This window comes from Propionivibrio limicola (genome assembly GCF_009469695.1).
Lineage (GTDB): Bacteria > Pseudomonadota > Gammaproteobacteria > Burkholderiales > Rhodocyclaceae > Propionivibrio > Propionivibrio limicola.
Genome location: NZ_SSSR01000019.1, coordinates 47777 through 65705, shown reverse-complemented (window position 1 = coordinate 65705; position 17929 = coordinate 47777). Strand labels below are relative to the sequence as shown.

Genomic DNA, 17929 nt, shown 5'->3' with positions numbered 1-17929 from the left:
GCGCTGATCGCGCCGCCTTCCGGTCGGGCCTTCGCCCCTCCCTCTCGGCAACGCGATCAGCGCAAATGAAGTGTCCGGGGTGTGTCAGTTTTGAATCGCTGCCCAACAAAAATCTGTATCAGTTTTGAATCGCCGTTGACAAGCCATTTCGGCGTTCTACCAGCGCGAGCGGCAATGCGGCGATGGCTGCGTCGCGTACCTGGTGGAGCGCAGCCCCGGCGTCTATCTACTGACGGTCCATGTCAAGGATCTGGCCATGCTGCGCCTCGAGTTCGAAGGCGTGGTGTTGAAGCGCCGGGTCGGCAATCCGAACATCCACATGGTGTTGGAGTACTCCCAAGCCACCGGCGTCGTGCGCACGCTGGTGCGCGGCGGCCATAAGGTCCAGCAGATGCTGGTCGAGGCCTTCGCGGAGCATGTGCTGGGCGTCAAGGCGAATGCACAGAAGATCAAAGCGCCGTGTCTGGACCTGTCCACCTTGCGCACGGGCTTCGATGTGCCGGAGGTGTTCGACGACGGATTCTCTCTGGTGCAACTCAAGTCGCTCACCCTGCTGAGCCCGGACGGCGACCTGAAGATCGAATGCACGGCGATGCAGGCCAGTCAGCAGCGCTCGGTGCATGAGTTGCTGAAGGAAAAACTTCCCGGCCCGCTGGAAGGCCAGTGGGCGGTAACGGCGGCGCAGGTCAATCTCTACTATCCGCCAGAACCAGGCCGGACGCGTTCCCGAGTGGTTCCCATCGAGATCACCAGCCGGGGGAGGCTCAATCTGCACAAGTTCGACAACAAGCTGCAGGCGCAACTGGAGCGCTACCTCGTCAAGGTCGGCATCCTGCAAAAGGGGCAGACATTGAGCGCACAGGAGTTGCCACCGGAGGCGGACGTGGTCAGTTCCTCGTCGGCATTCGAGGATTGATCGATGGCGGCGCACGACGCCTGGGCCTTGGTCTGCCGCCTGTTCGCGGGCGGTACGCCCGTGCTGCGCGCCACGCTGTCGCCACGCGATGTCGCCGCGCTGTCCGTCCTGGGTAAAGCGGTCAAACCGACGACGGCGGATCAGTCGTTCGTGCTCTGCCCGCACTGCCAGCAGCATCGGGCGCAAGTCTGGGGTGACGGTCGGGGTGGACGGATGTGCCGTTGCCCGGACTGTGGCCCCGTGACCGTTGAAGCGAACGACGGTGCGTCGCTAGTCCTGGACGAGGACTGGCTACGGCAGAAGATGCGCCTCGCACTCGGCATCGAAAGCCACGACGGCATCGATGATCTGGGTGATGGCGTGTGGCGACTGGGCGATGCCCGCCGGTCACCCGTCCTGCTGGCCCGTGATCTGACGCGCGTGCTGCAAGAACCCGCGCTGTTGGATCGGGTGCGCGTGGCGGGCGGCGACATCCGGGTGATTACGCCGAGGCCGCGCACGACACGCGGGGCGCCATTCGGCGTGGGCATCGAGTGGCTGGCGTTGGAGGAACGTTTCACGTTCTACGGTAGTGGAATCATGCTCCTCGGCACGCCATCGCCGTCCGCGATGCCAGCCGTAGCCGATCCGGCTACGCCGGTGAACGGGCCGTTCTCGGCGGACTTCAAATGGGCGACGCTGCCAGAAGGCGACGGCACGCCGATTCGGTTCACTGATGGTCAGGCCAAGGTGTTCGATGCGCTCTGGTCGTTCAAGGGCCAAGCCACGACGGCGGATCGAATCATGCAGCGCGCAGGCTTGGACAGCGCCAAGCCAAGCGACCTGTTCAAGGTCAGGGCGAAGGACAAGGGCAAGCCGGGGCCTGCTGCACAGCACGCTGCCTACGGCGCGCTCGTGGTCACACAGCAACGTGCGGGGTTGTACGCGATGCCGTGCGCGGCGGCGGGAAAGGAGGTCGCCATGACGTGATCTCCCCAACCGATGCGCCCAGGCTCGCGCCGACTTCAAGAGCCTGCCCTTTGCAATTTTTGGAGTGAATAAAATGAGCGGAAAGAACCAATGGGTCGTACCCATCAACGGCGGTGATCAGTGGGGTGTGCGGGGAGAAGGCAACGGCCGTCTCACATCCATCCATGACACGCAGCAACAGGCGATTGACCGTGCGCGGGACATCGCCATCAACCAGCAGAGCGAGATGCTCATCCAAGGGCGGAACGGCCAAATCCGTGAGCGCAACAGCTACGGTGACGATCCGTTCCCGCCCAAAGGTTGACGTGGAGGCTGGCCTCGCGGGTTTGCCGTGCTGCTTTGCTCGTGCAAACCCGCGAGCCAACCATTCCCATCGGCGCACGCATAAGTAGTTGGCGAACAACGCCGTCTGCGTGTGCCACGGCGGAGAAGTTGGCGCAGGTTTCGAGAGAAAATAGGGCAGAACAGGGTCAAACCGGCAGCCTCCCAGCTGACACTATGCCTACCCCTGGCACACGCAGAATGGGCGCGAACCCCGCGTGGTTTGCGGGAAGCAGAAATGAAAACGCCCAACTGAGAACAGTTGGGCGCTGAATTTTGGTGGCCAGTCGCGGAATCGAACCACGGACACGCGGATTTTCAATCCGCTGCTCTACCAACTGAGCTAACTGGCCAACGAAGGCCGCACTATATCAAACACATCGCTTACAGTCAAATGAATTTTAAAAGACACAGGAAAATGGCATTCACCGTAAACGTCCCTCGGGGTTGGACACAGGCGAAGCAAGCACCGCGCCGCCAGCGGGCAACGCGGCACTTACCCTTCCCCCGCCTGAGCAGGAGTCACACACGACCGATATATATCTTTCGATCACATGCGACGCTTGGACTTCGCCACCCGCGCAGACGCGGACGACGGCAGGATGGCATTACCGCGCGCCACGGCGTTATCCAGAGCTTCCTTGGCCGGCTTCTTGTCCGCCCAAACTGATTCGAGCTCTTCTTCGACGATCGTGCGGAGCGGCTCAACCTGCGAAACGCGCACGGCCGACGCGGTGGGCTTGCCCTGTAACTCGGCATACGCCACATGCAGCCCGGCGAGATCCGACTTGAGCAGCTTGCTGTTTGCCGCCGCGCGCGCCACCGGCGTCATCGGGAGGAAACCGCCCGCCAGCGTCAAATTGACCTGAACCTCAGGCCCGAGCACGTAATTGACGAATTTGGCGACGCCCTTCGTTTCAGCCGGTTTCAGGCCGCTCGCCACCCACAGCGAGGCGCCGTCGGCCAGCGTTGCTTTAGGGGCACCGTAGACGTCGTCGTGGTAGGGCAGCGTCGCCACGCCAACATCGAGCTTCTTGTCGGCAAAGCTGGCGTAGAGCGACGACGAGCTGGTCAGCATGCCGCATTCGCCGTTGGCGAAACGGCGGTCGGCCTCGTCACGACGGCCAAAGTAGGAGAAATACTTGCTCTTGTACCAGGTCGCCATCATGGCCACGTGCTTGACCTGCACCAGGCCGTTGAACGCCAGCTTGCCCGAGCCATCGCTCGTTTCGGCACCGTTCCAGGCACTCAGGTTGTCGAGCAGCACCCACGCCGGCCAGGAAGTGGTGAACGGACAGGCGTTGCCGGCATCGGCCAGCTTGCCGGCAACTTCCTGCGCCTCGAACCAGGTTTTCGGCGGCTTGTCCGGATCCAGGCCTGCTTTGCGGAACGCTTCACGGTTGATGTAAAGCACCGGCGTCGAATACGCCACCGGGAGCGCCATCAACTGCCCCTTGCCGTCGGTCAGTCCTTCACGCAGCTCCGGCGACAGCTTGCTGGCATCGAATTTTTCTTTGGCTTCGCGCATGACCTGGTGCAACGGCTTGAACTGCGCCTTGTTATCGACAAAACGCTTCTGTTCCTCACGGGTCACGAGATTGAGCTGTTTCGGTGCCTCCCCTCCCACCCGGCGCACAAGTTTGACCTGCACGTTTTTTTGCTGCTTGTTGAAACTCTCGATCAAGGGCTCCAGGCGTTCGGCGCGTTCTTCATCGAGTTGATGGGAAAGTTCAATACTGACCGGCGACTGCGGCGCGGACGGCGCCGCGATTACGGAGGCTGCCAGCATCCACCCGCCAATGGCGAGCGGCATTCTGGGAAAAGACATGGTATTTCCTCGCGAGAATCAAAGGAGCGGCGATTATAGTCACAAAAGAAAACCATAAAAAAACCGCTTACGTTTCAACCACTTCCCATACCACAACGCCTTGCCAGAGCTTTTTCTGGTTAAAATGCCATGCTTGACAGTTCGCCGCCTTTTTCGCGCCCACCATCACACACTCGGGGACCATTGTGCCGGACAAGCGTTTACCGCCATTGCAAGCATTCCTGATCGCCGCATCGGTATCACTGATCCTGAGCGGCTGCGATGCCGTCCAGCAAAAGATGGGGATCGAGGATCCGATCGCCAAAGCCGAGCGGGAAAATGCCGATGGCAAAGCCGTGGGCGGCGCCTGCCGGCAATCCGGCCGAGCCATCGAGGATTGCTACTCGATTTACTCCTGGCTCCCCAAAGCATCGATTTACGAGGGCTGGCGCGACATGGATGCGTACATGCGCGAAAACAATCTCGAGACCATCGCCCCGCAACTTCCGCCAGTAGCCCCGCCAAGCGCGAAAAAGAAGACAAAGAAAATCAAAAAACAGGCAGCTCCTGAGGAAGCATCTGCCGCTGGAGAGAAAACCGACGAGACTAGCGCGGCAAAAAACGAAGCGAAAAAACACTGATCGTCGCAACGCGCCATGCCCAGCGCTCTACACTCCACTCACACATCCGCCATGGCCGACTCATTCTTTGTCCGCAAGGATTGCCTCGAACTTTTTCAGAAACGGCTTGCCGATATCGCCCAACTATCCGGCATCAGCGATAGCACGGTCATCGCCGCCTTCTCCAGCACGCTGGCCGGCACCCACGACGCGCTGGCCGACGCCCGGCCACAAGAGGGATTCGAGCAGACCGCCGGACTGACCGCATCGCGCATTTCCCTGATGGGCCTCGACGATCTCGATCTCGAAATCCGCATCAACGACATCCTCGCCCGCCTGCGTGAAAACGATCGCATCGACCACTGGCGGGCGCAATTGCGGTACATGACGCTGCTGCAGCGGCCGCGCATGACTCCGGAACAGAATCCGATCGGCCTCTCGCCGATCTGCGAGGGACTCTGGGCCATCTGTCGGGAAGACAACAGCACGCTCGATCAGAAACTCGAACGCCTGGATCGCCTCGAAGAACTGCTCCAGCTCCGGCTCCCGGACCTATACACCGAGCTCAATGCACTGCTCGAACGCTACGGCATCGAGGCGGCACCAGTGCCGATCGCGCGCGGGACGAGCGGAGGAGTCACGCAGCCGGAGCCGGTCGGGCAGGGCATCACCAACGCCTTGACGACGCTGCACAACGCCATTCAACTGCAGGCGGCAGGCGGCGCAAACGCGGAACTCGCCGACGCAGCGCTGACTTTGCCGGCCGGGGCAAACAGCAACGCCGCGCTGAACGCCACCGCCCTGGTCATGCTCAACCAGTTGACCGCCCGCCTCACAACTCTCGAGTTGCAGCAGCTTACCCTCGCCGACACAACGGACGGCCAACCGCGCCGCCCGCTCTCATCGCGCGACCTGGATTTGCCACCCGGCACACCGGCCACGGTCGCGCTCGACACACTGGCCCTGATCTTCGACGCCATTTTTTCCTCGCCCGATTTGCCCGACACCGTCAAAACGGCCATCGGACGCCTGCAAATCCCGCTCCTCAAACAAGCGATCCTCGACCCCACCTTCTTCGCCAACACCGATCATCCGGCGCGCCGCCTTATCAATCGCATGGCCCGCGCCGCCATCGGCTTGCCGGCCGACACGCGTCGCGAGCACCCGGTCTGCACCGCCCTCGTCAAACTGGCCGACGCCGTACGCACCCAACTGGAAAGCAACGACAATGACCTGACGCCCCTTCTCGACCAGCTCGAGGCGCTGATCGACACACGCGACCGTTCGCTGAAAGCCGCGGCCGACCCCTACACCGATGTCGTTACCCGTTACGAAAGACGTGAGGCCGCAAAATCCAGCGCACAGAACTGGCTTGACCGAACCCGCCCCAAGGCCAAACACTCCGCGATTGCAACGTTTCTGGAGAGCACCTGGCTGCCTGTCATGCAGCTGGCCTGCCTGAACGGCGGCACGGCGGGCGCGTACTGGAAAGAAAGCGCCGAAACCATCGAAAGCCTGCTCTGGAGCATCGAGCCCAAGAACACGCCCGGCGAACGGAAACTGCTGACGGCACGCCTCCCCGATTTAATCAAGCGCATCAACACCGGACTGGACTGGCTAAAAATCCCGGACGACGACCGCCGCCCGTTTCTCGATACCTTTTTCGCGCTGCAGACCGCCGCCTTGCGCGGCCAAGCGCTGTCGGCACCGGAAGCGCGGCCAAACGCGACAGCCGCCACGCCACAGTCGCCTGACGACACCAGCGGAACGCCCCCGTACCACGCCAAAACGATTGAAAGAGGCGGGAAATTCGTCCGCTATGTCAGCCACACCACCACGCCCCCTGCAAAGAACGCCACGGGAACCGCAATCGCGTCCTTGGGCGACTGGATCGACTTTCAATTGGCAGATGGCAACAAGGGCAAGCGCCTGTGCGGACTCTATTGCTGGCAAGCCGCCGCGAGCGGCACCGCTCTGCTGTTCAGCCCGGGGTGGGGTTACGCGGTGGCCATGGCACCGGACCTGCTTGATCGGCAACTGCGGAGCGGCGAAGCACGCATCGTTTCCAACGGCCGGCTTTTCGACGAGGCGGCCGAACACGCACTCGCCCGGCTCGGCCAACCGTGACGCCAGCCAACGCGCGGCCGGCGCAAAATGGCAGGAACGACAAAGTGTGTATAATCGTCGCTCCCCTATGCCATTGATTCCTAATTTATTTACAGGCACCTTCCTCTAATGCGTTTTGATGAACTCGGCCTTGCGCCCGAGCTGTTGCGAGCCATTTCCGACCAGGGGTACACCACCCCGACGCCGATTCAGGCGCAAGCCATCCCCGTTGTTCTTTCCGGCAAGGATCTGATGGGCGGCGCCCAGACCGGCACGGGCAAAACGGCTGCCTTCACCCTGCCCCTGCTGCAGCGCATCCTGCCCTTCACCAGCCCGAGCCCGTCACCGGCGCGTCACCCGGTGCGCGTACTGATGCTGGCCCCGACGCGCGAACTGGCGATCCAGGTTTACGAATCGGTCAAGGCCTACAGCAAATACGTTCCGATTCGCAGCCTGTGCGCTTACGGCGGCGTCGACATCAAGCCGCAGATCGCGGAAATCCGCCTGGGCGTCGAGGTTCTCGTCGCCACGCCGGGCCGCCTGCTCGATCTCGTTGAACAACGCTGCCTGAACTTCGGGCAAGTGCAGGCACTGGTCCTCGACGAGGCCGACCGCATGCTCGACATGGGCTTCATCCCCGACGTCACCCGCATCATCAGCCTGTTGCCGCAACAGCGGCAGAGCCTGCTCTTCTCGGCCACTTTCTCCGACGAGATCAAGAAACTGGCCGACAAGATGCTGCAATCGCCGGTGCTGATCGAAGTCGCGAAGCGCAATACGGTCTCGGAGACAATCACGCACCGCGTCCATCCGGTCAGCTCCGAGGCCAAGCGCGCCCTGCTCGTCAAGCTCCTACGCTCGGCCGAATACGATCAAGTGCTCGTCTTCACGCGCACCAAGATCGAAACGAACCGCCTGGCGCGCGAACTCGAACGCGCCGGCATCGCCGCCGACTCGATCCACGGCGACAAGAGCCAGCTCGACCGCATCAAGGCGCTCGACGCCTTCAAGGACGGCTCGACGAAAGTGCTGGTCGCCACCGACGTCGCCGCGCGCGGCCTCGACATCGACGAGCTGCCGCACGTCATCAACTACGAACTGCCGCACACGCCGGAGGACTACGTCCACCGCATCGGCCGCACCGGCCGCGCCGGCAAGCTCGGCACCGCCGTTTCACTCGTTTCCGCCGACGAAGTGCAATACCTCGTCGACATCGAGCAGTTGATCAAGAAGCAGATCGAACAGGTCATCGTGACTGGCTTCGAGCCCGAATACGATTACGAGTACCCGCCGAGCGGCAAGAAGAAGTCGCACCGGCATCCGCCGGCCCCGCCGACCTCGGTCGCCCCTTCGGCCAAGCCGCGCAGCGGACGTCACGAAGGACGTAGCGAAAGGCGCCCACGCCACATCGCGGCGGACGGTTTCGATTTCAGCAAGCCGTATGAGCCAAAATCGGTGGCCGCCGCCGTTACCGACAGCGAAAAAGCGAAGGCCATCGCCCACGCGGAACACCCGCACAAGCCGCGCCGGCCGGTCGCCGCCCTCCTGGGCGGACTCGGACGGAAGTAAGCTCCACGACACCGGGCGCAGTGGGCAACCTGCCTCTGCGTCCGAGATTCGACCGGCCAACCTTACTTCGCCGTCTTTTTCTCCGACACCTCGACCAGTTTAAGAATGGCCAGCGACACATTGTCGCCCGCGCCCTGGGCCCGCTTGCGCGCCCGCTCAATGAGGTGCTGCGAGGCTTCGCGCGCCGGATAGGCGGCAATCACGCCGCCGAGTTCGGCGGCATCGAAATATCCCCACAGCCCATCCGAGCACAGTAAAAAAGCATCGCCGCCGCGCAGGTCGTCCGATTCGCCGAAATCGACTTTCGGCACGTCGTTGCCACCGAGCGACGTGATCAGGATATTGCGGTTGGGATGGACGAGCGCCTGCTCGGCCGTAATCTTGCCGCGCGCGACCAGCTGTTCGACATACGAATGGTCGACCGTATGCGCCAGCAACTTGTCGCCGCGAAACCGGTACAGGCGGCTGTCGCCGCAATGCGCCCAGCTGACCCGGCCCGGTTGCAGCAACAGCATGACCGCCGTGCTGTGCGGGTCCTTCTCGTTGATGAAGCGCGAGGCCTTGATCAGCAGGTGTGCCTCATCGAGGCTCGACTGCAACAGAGCGCGCGGCAAATCGCCGCTACGCGGAGAAAACTGGTCGAGATTGTTGCGCACCGTGTGGATGACCTGTTGCGCCGCCAGCGCCCCCCCGGTGTGGCCGCCCATCCCGTCGGCGACCACCGCCAGCGCCACGCCACCGCCGCGCGGATGCGGAACAAGCGCCACGCGATCCTGCTGCTCCTTGCGGTCGCCCTGATGCTGCGCGATACACGCGTCAATGGTGATGGCCATGGCGCATTACTCTCCGTGCAGAAGTTGGAAAACCGCTCAGGCCTGGTTCATCGAATGATAACGATCGAGGACGACATCGATGAATTCGGGCAAAGTTTCGTCGCCCAGGCCCAGCTCTTCGATCACGTCGGCGCGCACTCCGGCCCATTCCGGGTAGGGCTGATGCAGATCGTGGTAATACATCTGGATTGCCAGTTGCAGAATGGCGACCATGGTACGCGCCGCGTGATGCTCAATGCGCCCGATATCGTGGTGATACCGGATGGAATCGCAAATAAAGTCCGGCAAGCGCCAATGGCGGGCAACGAGATAACCGATCACGCAATGGTCAGCATTGAAGCGCGCATCCTCCTCGGCCAGGTCGGGCCAGTGCCCGGGCTGGTCAAGCCGCATGTCAGCGCAATAGGTCTGGAAACGCTGCATCAGCACCGGCACGCCGCAATCGTGAAAGATGCCGGCCAGGCCAGCCTGATCGGGAAAGATGTTGCACACGGCCACCCGCTCGTCAGCAATGATCATCGCCAGCTCGGAAATGGTCCGCGACCGTGCCCAGTAGGCTTCGAAGGCTTTCTGGTTGTGCTTGGCCGGCATCGACGACGCCAGCGCGATGGCCCGCACCAGATTGCCCGTCTGCTGCAACCCGATCGCCTGCAGGATGTGTTCAAGCGATTCGAACGGCTGGAATTTGCGGAAGGCGGCGTTCTGCACCACCTTGAATAGCATGGCGACAATCCCGGGGTCCTGGCTGATGACGCGGGCCAGCACACGCACATCGGAGACGCCCTTCGCCAGATTCTGCTCCAACTCGACGAGTACGCGCGGTTGCGGCGGAATGGTGACGCCCTTCTCGATCAGGCGTTTGACGCTTTTGACCTCGTTGCCCGACAACCTGTCGAGCAGCGCTTTATCGAATGCCATGACTCCCCACCTTTTGTTTCATTTATTGTTCGTAGAGCGCAACGCGCCGAGGTTTATGCCGGAAACCTTTTGCAGCGGCGAGGAACAAACTCGTGCGGCCGGCACCTGGCGCCTACGCCAGACGGTTGAGCCGCATTCGCTATAATTCCCGACCTCCTTCAACAGCCGCACATTCTCCTTAGGAATCATCTCATGGGCAACCGTCTCTCAAAAATCGTCACCCGCACCGGCGACGCCGGCACCACCGGCCTTGGCGACGGATCGCGCGTCACCAAGGACTGCCTGCGCATCGACTGCATCGGTGAAGTCGACGAACTCAATTCCTGCATCGGCGTCCTGCTGGCCGAAACCCTGCCCGACGCCGTCCGCGAAACCTTGCTCAGCGTACAGAACGACCTGTTCGACCTCGGCGGCGAGATCTGCATCCCGAATTCGGCCTACATCAGCGAAAACCATATCCTGCGCCTCGAAGAGCAGGCCGGACGCTTCAACGCCGAATTGAGCCCGCTCAAGAATTTCATCCTCCCCGGCGGCACGCGCGCCGCGTCGCTCGCCCATCTCGCTCGCTCCGTCTGCCGCCGGGTCGAACGGCGGGTTGTCCATCTCGGCAACAGCGAGCCGGTTTCCGATTTCGCCCGCAAATACCTCAACCGCCTGTCCGACCTGCTGTTCATCCTCGGCCGCACGCTGAACCAGGCCGAAGGGCGCGGCGACGTGCTGTGGGTGCAAAACAAAGGCAGCTAATCCGCCTCTCGGCCTCTGGTCCGGCATCGGACGCACTCGACTTGTGCGGCCGATGCACCTGCGCGGTGCACCAAGCCACGCCCTTTGCTTCGCGCCCCATGCCAGCCGCTTGAAACATTTTGGCTCGCCTTTTGCTAGCGAACTCTCGCCATCACAGTTACGGAGCCTAATGTGTCGATTCATGTTGCCCTCACCCACGTAACGCACTATCGCTACGACCGTCTGGTCAGCCTCTCGCCACAGATCGTCCGCCTGCGCCCCGCACCGCACTCGCGCACGCCGATCCTGAGTTACTCGCTGAAGGTCACGCCGGGCGAGCACTTCATCAACTGGCAGCAGGATCCGCAATCGAACTATCTGGCGCGCCTCGTTTTCCCGGAGAAAACACGCGAATTCAAGGTCGAGGTCGATCTCGTCGCCGAATTGTCGGTGATCAATCCGTTCGACTTCTTTCTCGAACCGTCGGCCAAGGACTTTCCATTTGCCTATGACGCCGCGCAGCGCCACGAACTGCTGCCCTTTCTTGAAACGCTGCCGGCGACGCCGCTGCTCGACAAGTTTGTCGCCGGCATTCCGCACACCGCCAAGCCGAGCGTCGACTTTCTCGTCGACCTCAACCAGCGCGTGCAACAGGCCGTCGGCTACGTCATCCGACTGGAGCCGGGAGTGCAAACGCCGGAAGAAACACTGACCAAGAAAACCGGCTCCTGCCGCGACTCGGCCTGGCTGCTGGTACAAACGCTGCGCCACCTCGGACTGGCGGCGCGCTTCGTCTCCGGCTACCTGATCCAGCTCACGCCGGACGTCAAATCGCTCGATGGCCCCTCCGGCACCGAGGTTGATTTCACCGACCTGCACGCGTGGACCGAGGTCTATCTGCCGGGCGCCGGCTGGGTCGGTCTCGACCCGACCTCCGGCCTCTTCGCCGGCGAAGGCCACATCCCGATCGCCTGCTCGCCCGAGCCGTCCTCGGCTGCGCCGATCACCGGCTTTTCCGACGAGTGCGAATGCGAGTTCTCGCACACGATGAAGATCGAACGTGTGTGGGAAGCGCCGCGCGTCACCAAGCCGTACACGGAAGAGCAGTGGGCTGGCATCGAAGCGCTCGGCCACCGCATCGACACCGACCTCGCCGACAGCGACGTGCGCCTGACCATGGGCGGCGAGCCGACCTTCATCTCGATCGACGATCCCGACGGCGCCGAATGGAACACCGAAGCGCTCGGCCCGACCAAACGCATCCGCGCCGCCGACCTTTTCCACCGCCTGCGCGAGAAATACGCGCCGCACGGTCTCGCCCATTTCGGACAGGGCAAGTGGTATCCGGGCGAACAACTGCCGCGCTGGGCGCTCAACTGCTTCTGGCGGCGCGACGGCCAACCGATCTGGAACGATCCGGCGCTGGTCGCCGACGAGACCAAACCCTACGGCGCCGACGAGAAGCTCGCCGGCCGCTTCCTGCGCCGCGTCGCTGACCGGCTCGATCTCGATGGCCAGTACGTTTTCCCGACCTTCGAGGATGCCTTCTATTACCTGTGGCGCGAACGCCGGTTGCCGGCCAATGTCGATCCGCATGATTCGAAGCTCGACGACCCGCTCGAACGCGATCGACTGGCACGCGTTTTCGGCCAAGGCCTCGACGCAATCGTCGGCCACGTGCTGCCGGTGATGAAGAACACCGGCGGCGGCTGGCAGACCGGGCCGTGGTTTCTGCGCAGCGAACGCTGCTACCTGATCCCCGGCGACTCGCCGGTCGGCTACCGTCTGCCGCTCGATTCGCAACCCTGGGTGGCGAAAAGCGACTACCCGTACATCAACCCGGCCGACCCGACCCAGTCGTTCCCGCCGCTCCGCGCCGCGGCTGAAATCCGCCGCCAGTTCGCCAGGCGATCCGGGGAAGCTCCACAGTCCAACACTCCGGCCAGCAACGCAACCGGTTCCGTATCCGAACGCTGGCCGCACAGCAAGGAGTCCGCGAGCTGGATCACGCGCACGGCCATATCGGCGCAGGCGCGCGACGGCATCCTCTACATTTTCATGCCGCCGACGCAAAGCCTCGACGACTACCTCGAACTCGTCGCCGCCGTCGAAGCCACGGCCGAGGAACTGGCGACGCCGGTGATTCTCGAGGGCTACGAGCCGCCGTCCGACCCGCGCCTCGTCAAATTCAGCGTCACGCCCGACCCCGGCGTCATCGAGGTCAACATCCAGCCGTGCGCCGACTGGGACGAACTCGTCGAACGCACAACGCACCTGTATGAGGCGGCCCGCCTGGCGCGCCTGACCAGCGAGAAATTCATGCTCGACGGCCGCCACACCGGCACCGGCGGCGGCAACCACTTCGTGCTTGGCGCGGCGACGCCACTCGACTCGCCCTTCCTGCGCCGGCCGGATGTATTGCGCAGCCTGATTTCGTACTGGCATAACCACCCGTCGCTCTCCTACCTGTTCTCCGGCCTATTCATCGGCCCGACCAGCCAGGCGCCGCGCGTCGATGAAGCGCGCAACGATTCGGTTTACGAACTGGAGATCGCCTTCCAGCAGCTGCCCGAAGCCGGCCCGCTGTTGGCAAATTCGGTTCCGCCCTGGCTGATCGACCGCATCCTGCGCAACCTGCTGATCGACTCTTCCGGCAACACGCACCGCGCCGAATTCTGCATCGACAAGCTCTACTCGCCGGACAGCGCCACCGGCCGCCTCGGCCTGCTCGAAATGCGCGCCTTCGAGATGCCGCCGCATGCGCGCATGTCGCTGGCCCAGCAACTGCTGCTGCGCGCCCTGATCGCCCGTTTCTGGCATGCGCCGTACGCCCCGCCACGGCTGATGCGCTGGAACACCGAACTGCACGACCGCTTCATGCTGCCGCATTTCGTGCAGCAGGATTTCAACGATGTCATCGCCGAGCTCAACAGTGCCGGTTACGCCTTCGACGCCCGCTGGTTCGCACCGCATTTCGAGTTCCGCTTCCCGCTGCACGGGCAATTCGCCGCGCAAGGTATCGAGGTCGAACTGCGCCATGCGCTGGAGCCGTGGCACGTCATGGGCGAGGAAGGGGCGCCCGGCGGCACCGTGCGCTACGTCGATTCATCGGTCGAGCGCCTGCAGATCAAGGCCACCGGCATGGCGAGCGACCGTTACGTGCTCGCCTGCAACGGCCGCCCGGTGCCGCTGCAGGACACGGGAAAAGTCGGCGAATTCGTTGCCGGCGTGCGCTACCGCGCCTGGCAACCGCCCTCCTGCCTGCACCCGACGATCGGCGTCCATGCGCCGCTCACCTTCGACCTCGTCGACACCTGGATGAAGCGCTCGCTCGGCGGCTGTGAGTACCACGTAGCACATCCGGGCGGTCGCAACTTCGAAAGCTACCCGATCAACGCCTACGAGGCGGAAGGCCGCCGGCTGGCGCGCTTTTCAACGCTCGGCCACACGCCGGGACGGATCGAGGTGGCCGACGCGCCGCGCAATGCCAATTTCCCGTTTACGCTAGACTTGCGCCGCTTTTGAGTAGCCCCTCGCCGACCTTGCCCCCATGCCGCGCTCCCTGCTCCTGAACTATCCGCGCCGAACCGACCGCTTCGACGAAATGCTCGCTGAAGGCAGCGAGCTTCGTCCGGCTTGGCGCGGCTTTTTGGAGCACTTGAGCACGGCCACGGCCGAGCAGATGCGGCACCGCACCGACTACGTGCACCGCCGCATTCTCGAAAACGGCATCACCTACAACGTCTATGCCGACCCGGAAGGCGCCGACCGGCCGTGGGAGCTCGATCCGTTGCCGCTGATTCTCTCCTCGGGCGAGTGGGACGAAATCTCGGCGGCGGTCACCCAGCGGGCCCGACTGCTCAACGCCCTGCTCGTCGACCTTTACGGCGAACAAACGCTGTTGAAGGATGGCAATCTTCCGCCAGCCCTCGTCTACGGGCACAACAACTATCTCTGGTCGTGCCAGGGCATCCGCCCACCCGGCGACACCTGGCTGCACCTCTACGCCGCCGACCTCGCCCGTTCGCCCGACGGCCGCTGGTGGGTGATCGGCGACCGCACGCAAGCACCGTCCGGCGCCGGTTATGCGCTGGAAAACCGCGTCATCGTCTCGCGCGTCTTTCCCGAGCAGTTCCGCGACCTCGGCGTCCAGCACCTCGCCGCCTTCTTCGCCGCCCTCCAGGAAAATCTCGCACACTGGGCGCCAACCAGCGAAGACGGCCAGAAACCGCTCGTCGTGCTGCTCACGCCGGGCCCGTACAACGAAACCTATTTCGAACACGCTTACCTCGCCCGCTATCTCGGCTACCCGCTCGTCGAGGGGCAGGACCTGACGGTGCGCAACCAGCGCGTTTATCTGAAAACGCTGACCGGCTTAAGGCGCGTCCATGCCATCGTACGCCGCCTCGACGACGATTTCTGCGATCCGCTCGAATTGCGCGGCGATTCGGCGCTCGGCATTCCCGGCCTGCTGCAGGCCGTGCGCGCCGGCCACGTGCTGATGGCCAACGCCCTTGGCAGCGGCCTGCTCGAATCGGCGGCGCTGCCTGGCTTCCTGCCCGGCGTCTGCGAAAAACTGCTCGGCGAAGAACTGCGCATGCCGTCGGTCGGTACCTGGTGGTGCGGCGAGGAGAGCGCGCTCGACTTCGTGATCGACAACCTCGACCGGCTCGTCATCAAGGGCGCCTTCCCGTCACAGCATCTCGAACCGACGTTCGGCGACGAACTGAAAGGCGCCAAGCGCGACGAGATGATCGATCGCCTGCGCACGCGTCCGCAGGCCTACGTGGCGCAAGAACTCGTGCGCTTCTCGCAGGCGCCGACCTGGAGCAAGGTGCACGAGCGCCGCCTGCTGCCGCGTGGCGTCGCGTTGCGCGTCTTCGTCGCCGCGACGGCGAACGGCTACACCGTCATGCCGGGCGGACTCACCCGTGTCACGTCGGCCATCAACGCGCGCATGATCTCGATGCAGCGCGGCGGGTCGAGCAAGGACACCTGGGTGCTGGGCGACGTCGCCCCCAGCACCTTCAGCCTGATCAAGCCGCTGCTCGGCAAGGCCGATCTGGTGCGTAGCGGCAGCAACCTCTCGTCGCGCGTCGTCGAGAACCTGTTCTGGTTCGGACGCTACAGCGAACGCTGCGAGGACGGCGCCCGCCTGCTGCGCGTCGGCCTGTCGCGCCTCGTCGACGCCGGCCCGGAGGACATACCGGCGCTGCTGTCAGCGTTTGAGGTATGCAAGGCGCTCGGCTTGCTGCCTCAAAATACGGAAGAAAAAACTGAGCTGCCTCAACAGGAAACGACGTCGAAAGAACCCGCGAACACTCCGCCCAAAATACCGACGCGCGCCGAAATCGAAGGCCGGCTTCTCGCCGGGCTGTGCACCAGCGAATGGGGCGACGGACTGGCCGGCAACGTCCGCCGTCTGCTCTGGGTCGGTGCGCAGGTGCGCGAGCGTTTTTCGCTCGACAACTGGCACGCCCTCAACCGCCTGCAACACCAGTTGCAGGGCTACAACAAGCAGAAACCGGCGATCCGCGACGCCCTCGCCTTCCTCGACCAGATGCTGCTCGCCGCCTCGGCGCTGGCCGGCTTCGCCATGGACGACATGACGCGCGACGACGGCTGGCGCTTCCTGATCATCGGCCGCCGCATCGAGCGCCTGATCTTCCTCGCCAACGCCATCAGTCAGTTCCTGCGCCTGCAGTCGACGCGCGCCCCCGGCTGCATCGAATGGCTGCTCGAACTCGCCGACAGCATCATCACCTACCGTTCGCGCTACATGGCGCAGCCTGAACTGATGCCGGCGCTCGACCTGATCGTCTTCGACGACACCAATCCGCATTCGGTCATCTTCCAGCTGCAAGGCGCCCAGCGTTACCTTTCCCGGCTGTCGCACGAAATCGGCGACTCGCTGGACGACGCCGTGCAAAGACTGGCCGCATTCGACCTCAAGTGCTTCGAGAGCCGCGATTTCGGCGACTGTCAGAGTTGCGGCACCTGCCTCAAACTCGCCGACCTGCTCGACGAAATCGCGAACGCTGCGGCCAACCTTTCCGACCGTCTGGCCATGCGCTACTTCACGCACATCGGCGACGTCGGCCGGCAAACGCTGGCCGCCTGACCCCGCCCACATCATGCCAACGGCCCGCTACCACATCATTCACGAGACGCGCTACGACTACGAATGTCCGGTGTCGCTCTCGCAGCAGCTGCTGCATCTGACGCCGCGCGACTGCCCCTGGCAGACGTGCGTCGAACACGCCATCGACATTATCCCGACGCCGACGCATGACGGAACGCGGCTCGACAGTTTCGGCAATCCGCTGCGCCAGTTCGCCATCGAAGCGCCGCACGACAGCCTGCTGGTGCGCGCCGAAAGCCTGATCGATGTGCATCCACACCTGACGGCCCGGCCGTTCGCCAAGTCGCCGGCTTGGGAAACCGTGCGCGACGGGTTGGCTTACGGTGCCCACCCGGTTCAACTCGACGCCGCGCCCTATCTCTTCGAATCGCCCTACGTGCGCGTCAAGCGCGAATTCTCCGCCTACGCCGCGCCGTGCTTCACGCCGGGGCGGCCGCTGCTCGAAGCGGTGCAGGCGCTGATGAAGAAGATCTTCACGGAATTCAAGTTCGACCCCAAGGCCACGACCATCGCCACACCGGTGCTCAAGGTGCTCGAACAAAAACGCGGCGTCTGCCAGGATTTCGCCCACCTGATGCTCGCCTGTCTGCGCTCGCTGGGGCTGGCGGCGCGTTATGTCAGCGGCTACCTGCTGACCCAGCCCCCGCCCGGCCAGCCGCGCATGATCGGCGCCGACGCCTCGCACGCCTGGATCTCGGTCTTCTGCCCTGACAAGGAAGGCGGCTTCTGGGTCGACTTCGACCCGACCAACAACCTGCTGCCCGACACCCAGCACATCACCCTCGCCTGGGGCCGCGACTTCGGCGACATTTCCCCGCTGCGCGGCGTCATCCTCGGCGGCGACGCCAAAATGCCAGAGGTGGCGGTCACCGTCATGCCCGCCGGGGAAGTCGCGACGCAGGCGCCTCATTTCAGTGCCGAATAGCCATTCGGCTTAGCTGAACAGCATTCCCCCACCCGACGGGAGAATTCCCGCACAACATTAGTGCATGACGTATCGCTATG

At 63.6% G+C, this 17929-nt stretch carries 13 protein-coding genes and 1 tRNA gene; 10 read left to right on the top strand and 4 right to left on the bottom strand.

Annotated elements, in window-relative coordinates; genetic code table 11:
- The first annotated feature begins 202 nt into the window (after positions 1-202).
- The 3 genes from GH659_RS12210 (at position 203) to GH659_RS12200 (ending at position 2189) form a co-directional block, all read left to right on the top strand.
- A complete protein-coding gene (locus GH659_RS12210) occupies positions 203-916 on the top strand; it encodes a hypothetical protein (RefSeq protein ID WP_211364227.1) in 714 nt (237 codons plus the stop codon).
- A gap of 3 nt (positions 917-919) precedes the next feature.
- The gene (locus GH659_RS12205; protein WP_153111711.1) at positions 920-1885 is read left to right on the top strand and encodes a hypothetical protein; all 966 of its coding nucleotides are present in this window, start codon (positions 920-922) and stop codon (positions 1883-1885) included.
- A 73-nt stretch (positions 1886-1958) separates the two neighbouring features.
- Positions 1959-2189 carry a DUF2188 domain-containing protein gene (locus GH659_RS12200; protein ID WP_153111710.1) on the top strand — a complete coding sequence of 77 codons (231 nt, stop codon included), beginning with the start codon at positions 1959-1961 and terminating at the stop codon, positions 2187-2189.
- Positions 2190-2483: 294 nt separating this feature from the next.
- Here GH659_RS12200 and GH659_RS12195 read toward each other — a convergent pair.
- Both GH659_RS12195 and GH659_RS12190 read right to left on the bottom strand, forming a co-directional pair.
- Positions 2484-2559: transfer RNA gene (locus tag GH659_RS12195), tRNA-Phe, on the bottom strand.
- A gap of 197 nt (positions 2560-2756) precedes the next feature.
- A complete protein-coding gene (locus GH659_RS12190) occupies positions 2757-4034 on the bottom strand; it encodes an extracellular solute-binding protein (protein WP_211364226.1) in 1278 nt (425 codons plus the stop codon).
- Between the two features lie 185 nt (positions 4035-4219).
- Here GH659_RS12190 and GH659_RS12185 point away from each other — a divergent pair, with 185 nt between their 5' ends.
- From GH659_RS12185 to GH659_RS12175, 3 genes are all read left to right on the top strand, one after another.
- Entirely contained in the window at positions 4220-4654 is a 435-nt protein-coding gene (locus GH659_RS12185; protein WP_246167835.1) for a hypothetical protein, read from the top strand.
- Between the two features lie 51 nt (positions 4655-4705).
- Positions 4706-6760, top strand: coding sequence for a DUF1631 family protein (locus tag GH659_RS12180; RefSeq protein ID WP_170285885.1), 2055 nt, complete (start codon positions 4706-4708; stop codon positions 6758-6760).
- A 108-nt stretch (positions 6761-6868) separates the two neighbouring features.
- Complete coding sequence (locus tag GH659_RS12175; RefSeq protein WP_153111708.1) at positions 6869-8308, top strand: DEAD/DEAH box helicase; 1440 nt, start codon at positions 6869-6871, stop codon at positions 8306-8308.
- A 62-nt stretch (positions 8309-8370) separates the two neighbouring features.
- Here GH659_RS12175 and GH659_RS12170 read toward each other — a convergent pair whose 3' ends face one another.
- Positions 8371-9141 carry a PP2C family protein-serine/threonine phosphatase gene (locus tag GH659_RS12170; protein ID WP_153111707.1) on the bottom strand — a complete coding sequence of 257 codons (771 nt, stop codon included), beginning with the start codon at positions 9139-9141 and terminating at the stop codon, positions 8371-8373.
- 36 nt (positions 9142-9177) lie between these two features.
- Entirely contained in the window at positions 9178-10059 is an 882-nt protein-coding gene (locus tag GH659_RS12165) for an HDOD domain-containing protein (RefSeq protein ID WP_153111706.1), read from the bottom strand.
- A gap of 192 nt (positions 10060-10251) precedes the next feature.
- Between GH659_RS12165 and GH659_RS12160 the strand changes: the two genes are divergently transcribed.
- From GH659_RS12160 to GH659_RS12145, 4 genes are all read left to right on the top strand, one after another.
- Positions 10252-10803, top strand: coding sequence for a cob(I)yrinic acid a,c-diamide adenosyltransferase (locus GH659_RS12160; protein ID WP_153111705.1), 552 nt, complete (start codon positions 10252-10254; stop codon positions 10801-10803).
- 171 nt (positions 10804-10974) lie between these two features.
- Positions 10975-14307: a transglutaminase family protein gene (locus GH659_RS12155; protein WP_153111704.1), complete on the top strand. Its 3333-nt coding sequence runs from the start codon at positions 10975-10977 to the stop codon at positions 14305-14307.
- Between the two features lie 25 nt (positions 14308-14332).
- Positions 14333-16903, top strand: a complete 2571-nt coding sequence (locus tag GH659_RS12150) for a circularly permuted type 2 ATP-grasp protein (protein WP_153111703.1) — start codon at positions 14333-14335, stop codon at positions 16901-16903.
- A 13-nt stretch (positions 16904-16916) separates the two neighbouring features.
- On the top strand, positions 16917-17849 hold the full coding sequence (locus GH659_RS12145; protein WP_153111702.1) for a transglutaminase family protein: 933 nt from the start codon (positions 16917-16919) through the stop codon (positions 17847-17849).
- Positions 17850-17929 lie beyond the last annotated feature (80 nt).

Bases quoted from the DNA above. Each gene is read 5' to 3' on its own strand.
- GH659_RS12170 (WP_153111707.1), bottom strand. From the start codon at position 9,141: ATGGCCATCACCATTGACGCGTGTATCGCGCAGCATCAGGGCGACCGC.
- GH659_RS12205 (WP_153111711.1), top strand. From the start codon at position 920: ATGGCGGCGCACGACGCCTGGGCCTTGGTCTGCCGCCTGTTCGCGGGC.
- GH659_RS12150 (WP_153111703.1), top strand. From the start codon at position 14,333: ATGCCGCGCTCCCTGCTCCTGAACTATCCGCGCCGAACCGACCGCTTC.
- GH659_RS12175 (WP_153111708.1), top strand. From the start codon at position 6,869: ATGCGTTTTGATGAACTCGGCCTTGCGCCCGAGCTGTTGCGAGCCATT.
- GH659_RS12180 (WP_170285885.1), top strand. From the start codon at position 4,706: ATGGCCGACTCATTCTTTGTCCGCAAGGATTGCCTCGAACTTTTTCAG.
- GH659_RS12165 (WP_153111706.1), bottom strand. From the start codon at position 10,059: ATGGCATTCGATAAAGCGCTGCTCGACAGGTTGTCGGGCAACGAGGTC.
- GH659_RS12160 (WP_153111705.1), top strand. From the start codon at position 10,252: ATGGGCAACCGTCTCTCAAAAATCGTCACCCGCACCGGCGACGCCGGC.
- GH659_RS12145 (WP_153111702.1), top strand. From the start codon at position 16,917: ATGCCAACGGCCCGCTACCACATCATTCACGAGACGCGCTACGACTAC.
- GH659_RS12200 (WP_153111710.1), top strand. From the start codon at position 1,959: ATGAGCGGAAAGAACCAATGGGTCGTACCCATCAACGGCGGTGATCAG.
- GH659_RS12190 (WP_211364226.1), bottom strand. From the start codon at position 4,034: ATGTCTTTTCCCAGAATGCCGCTCGCCATTGGCGGGTGGATGCTGGCA.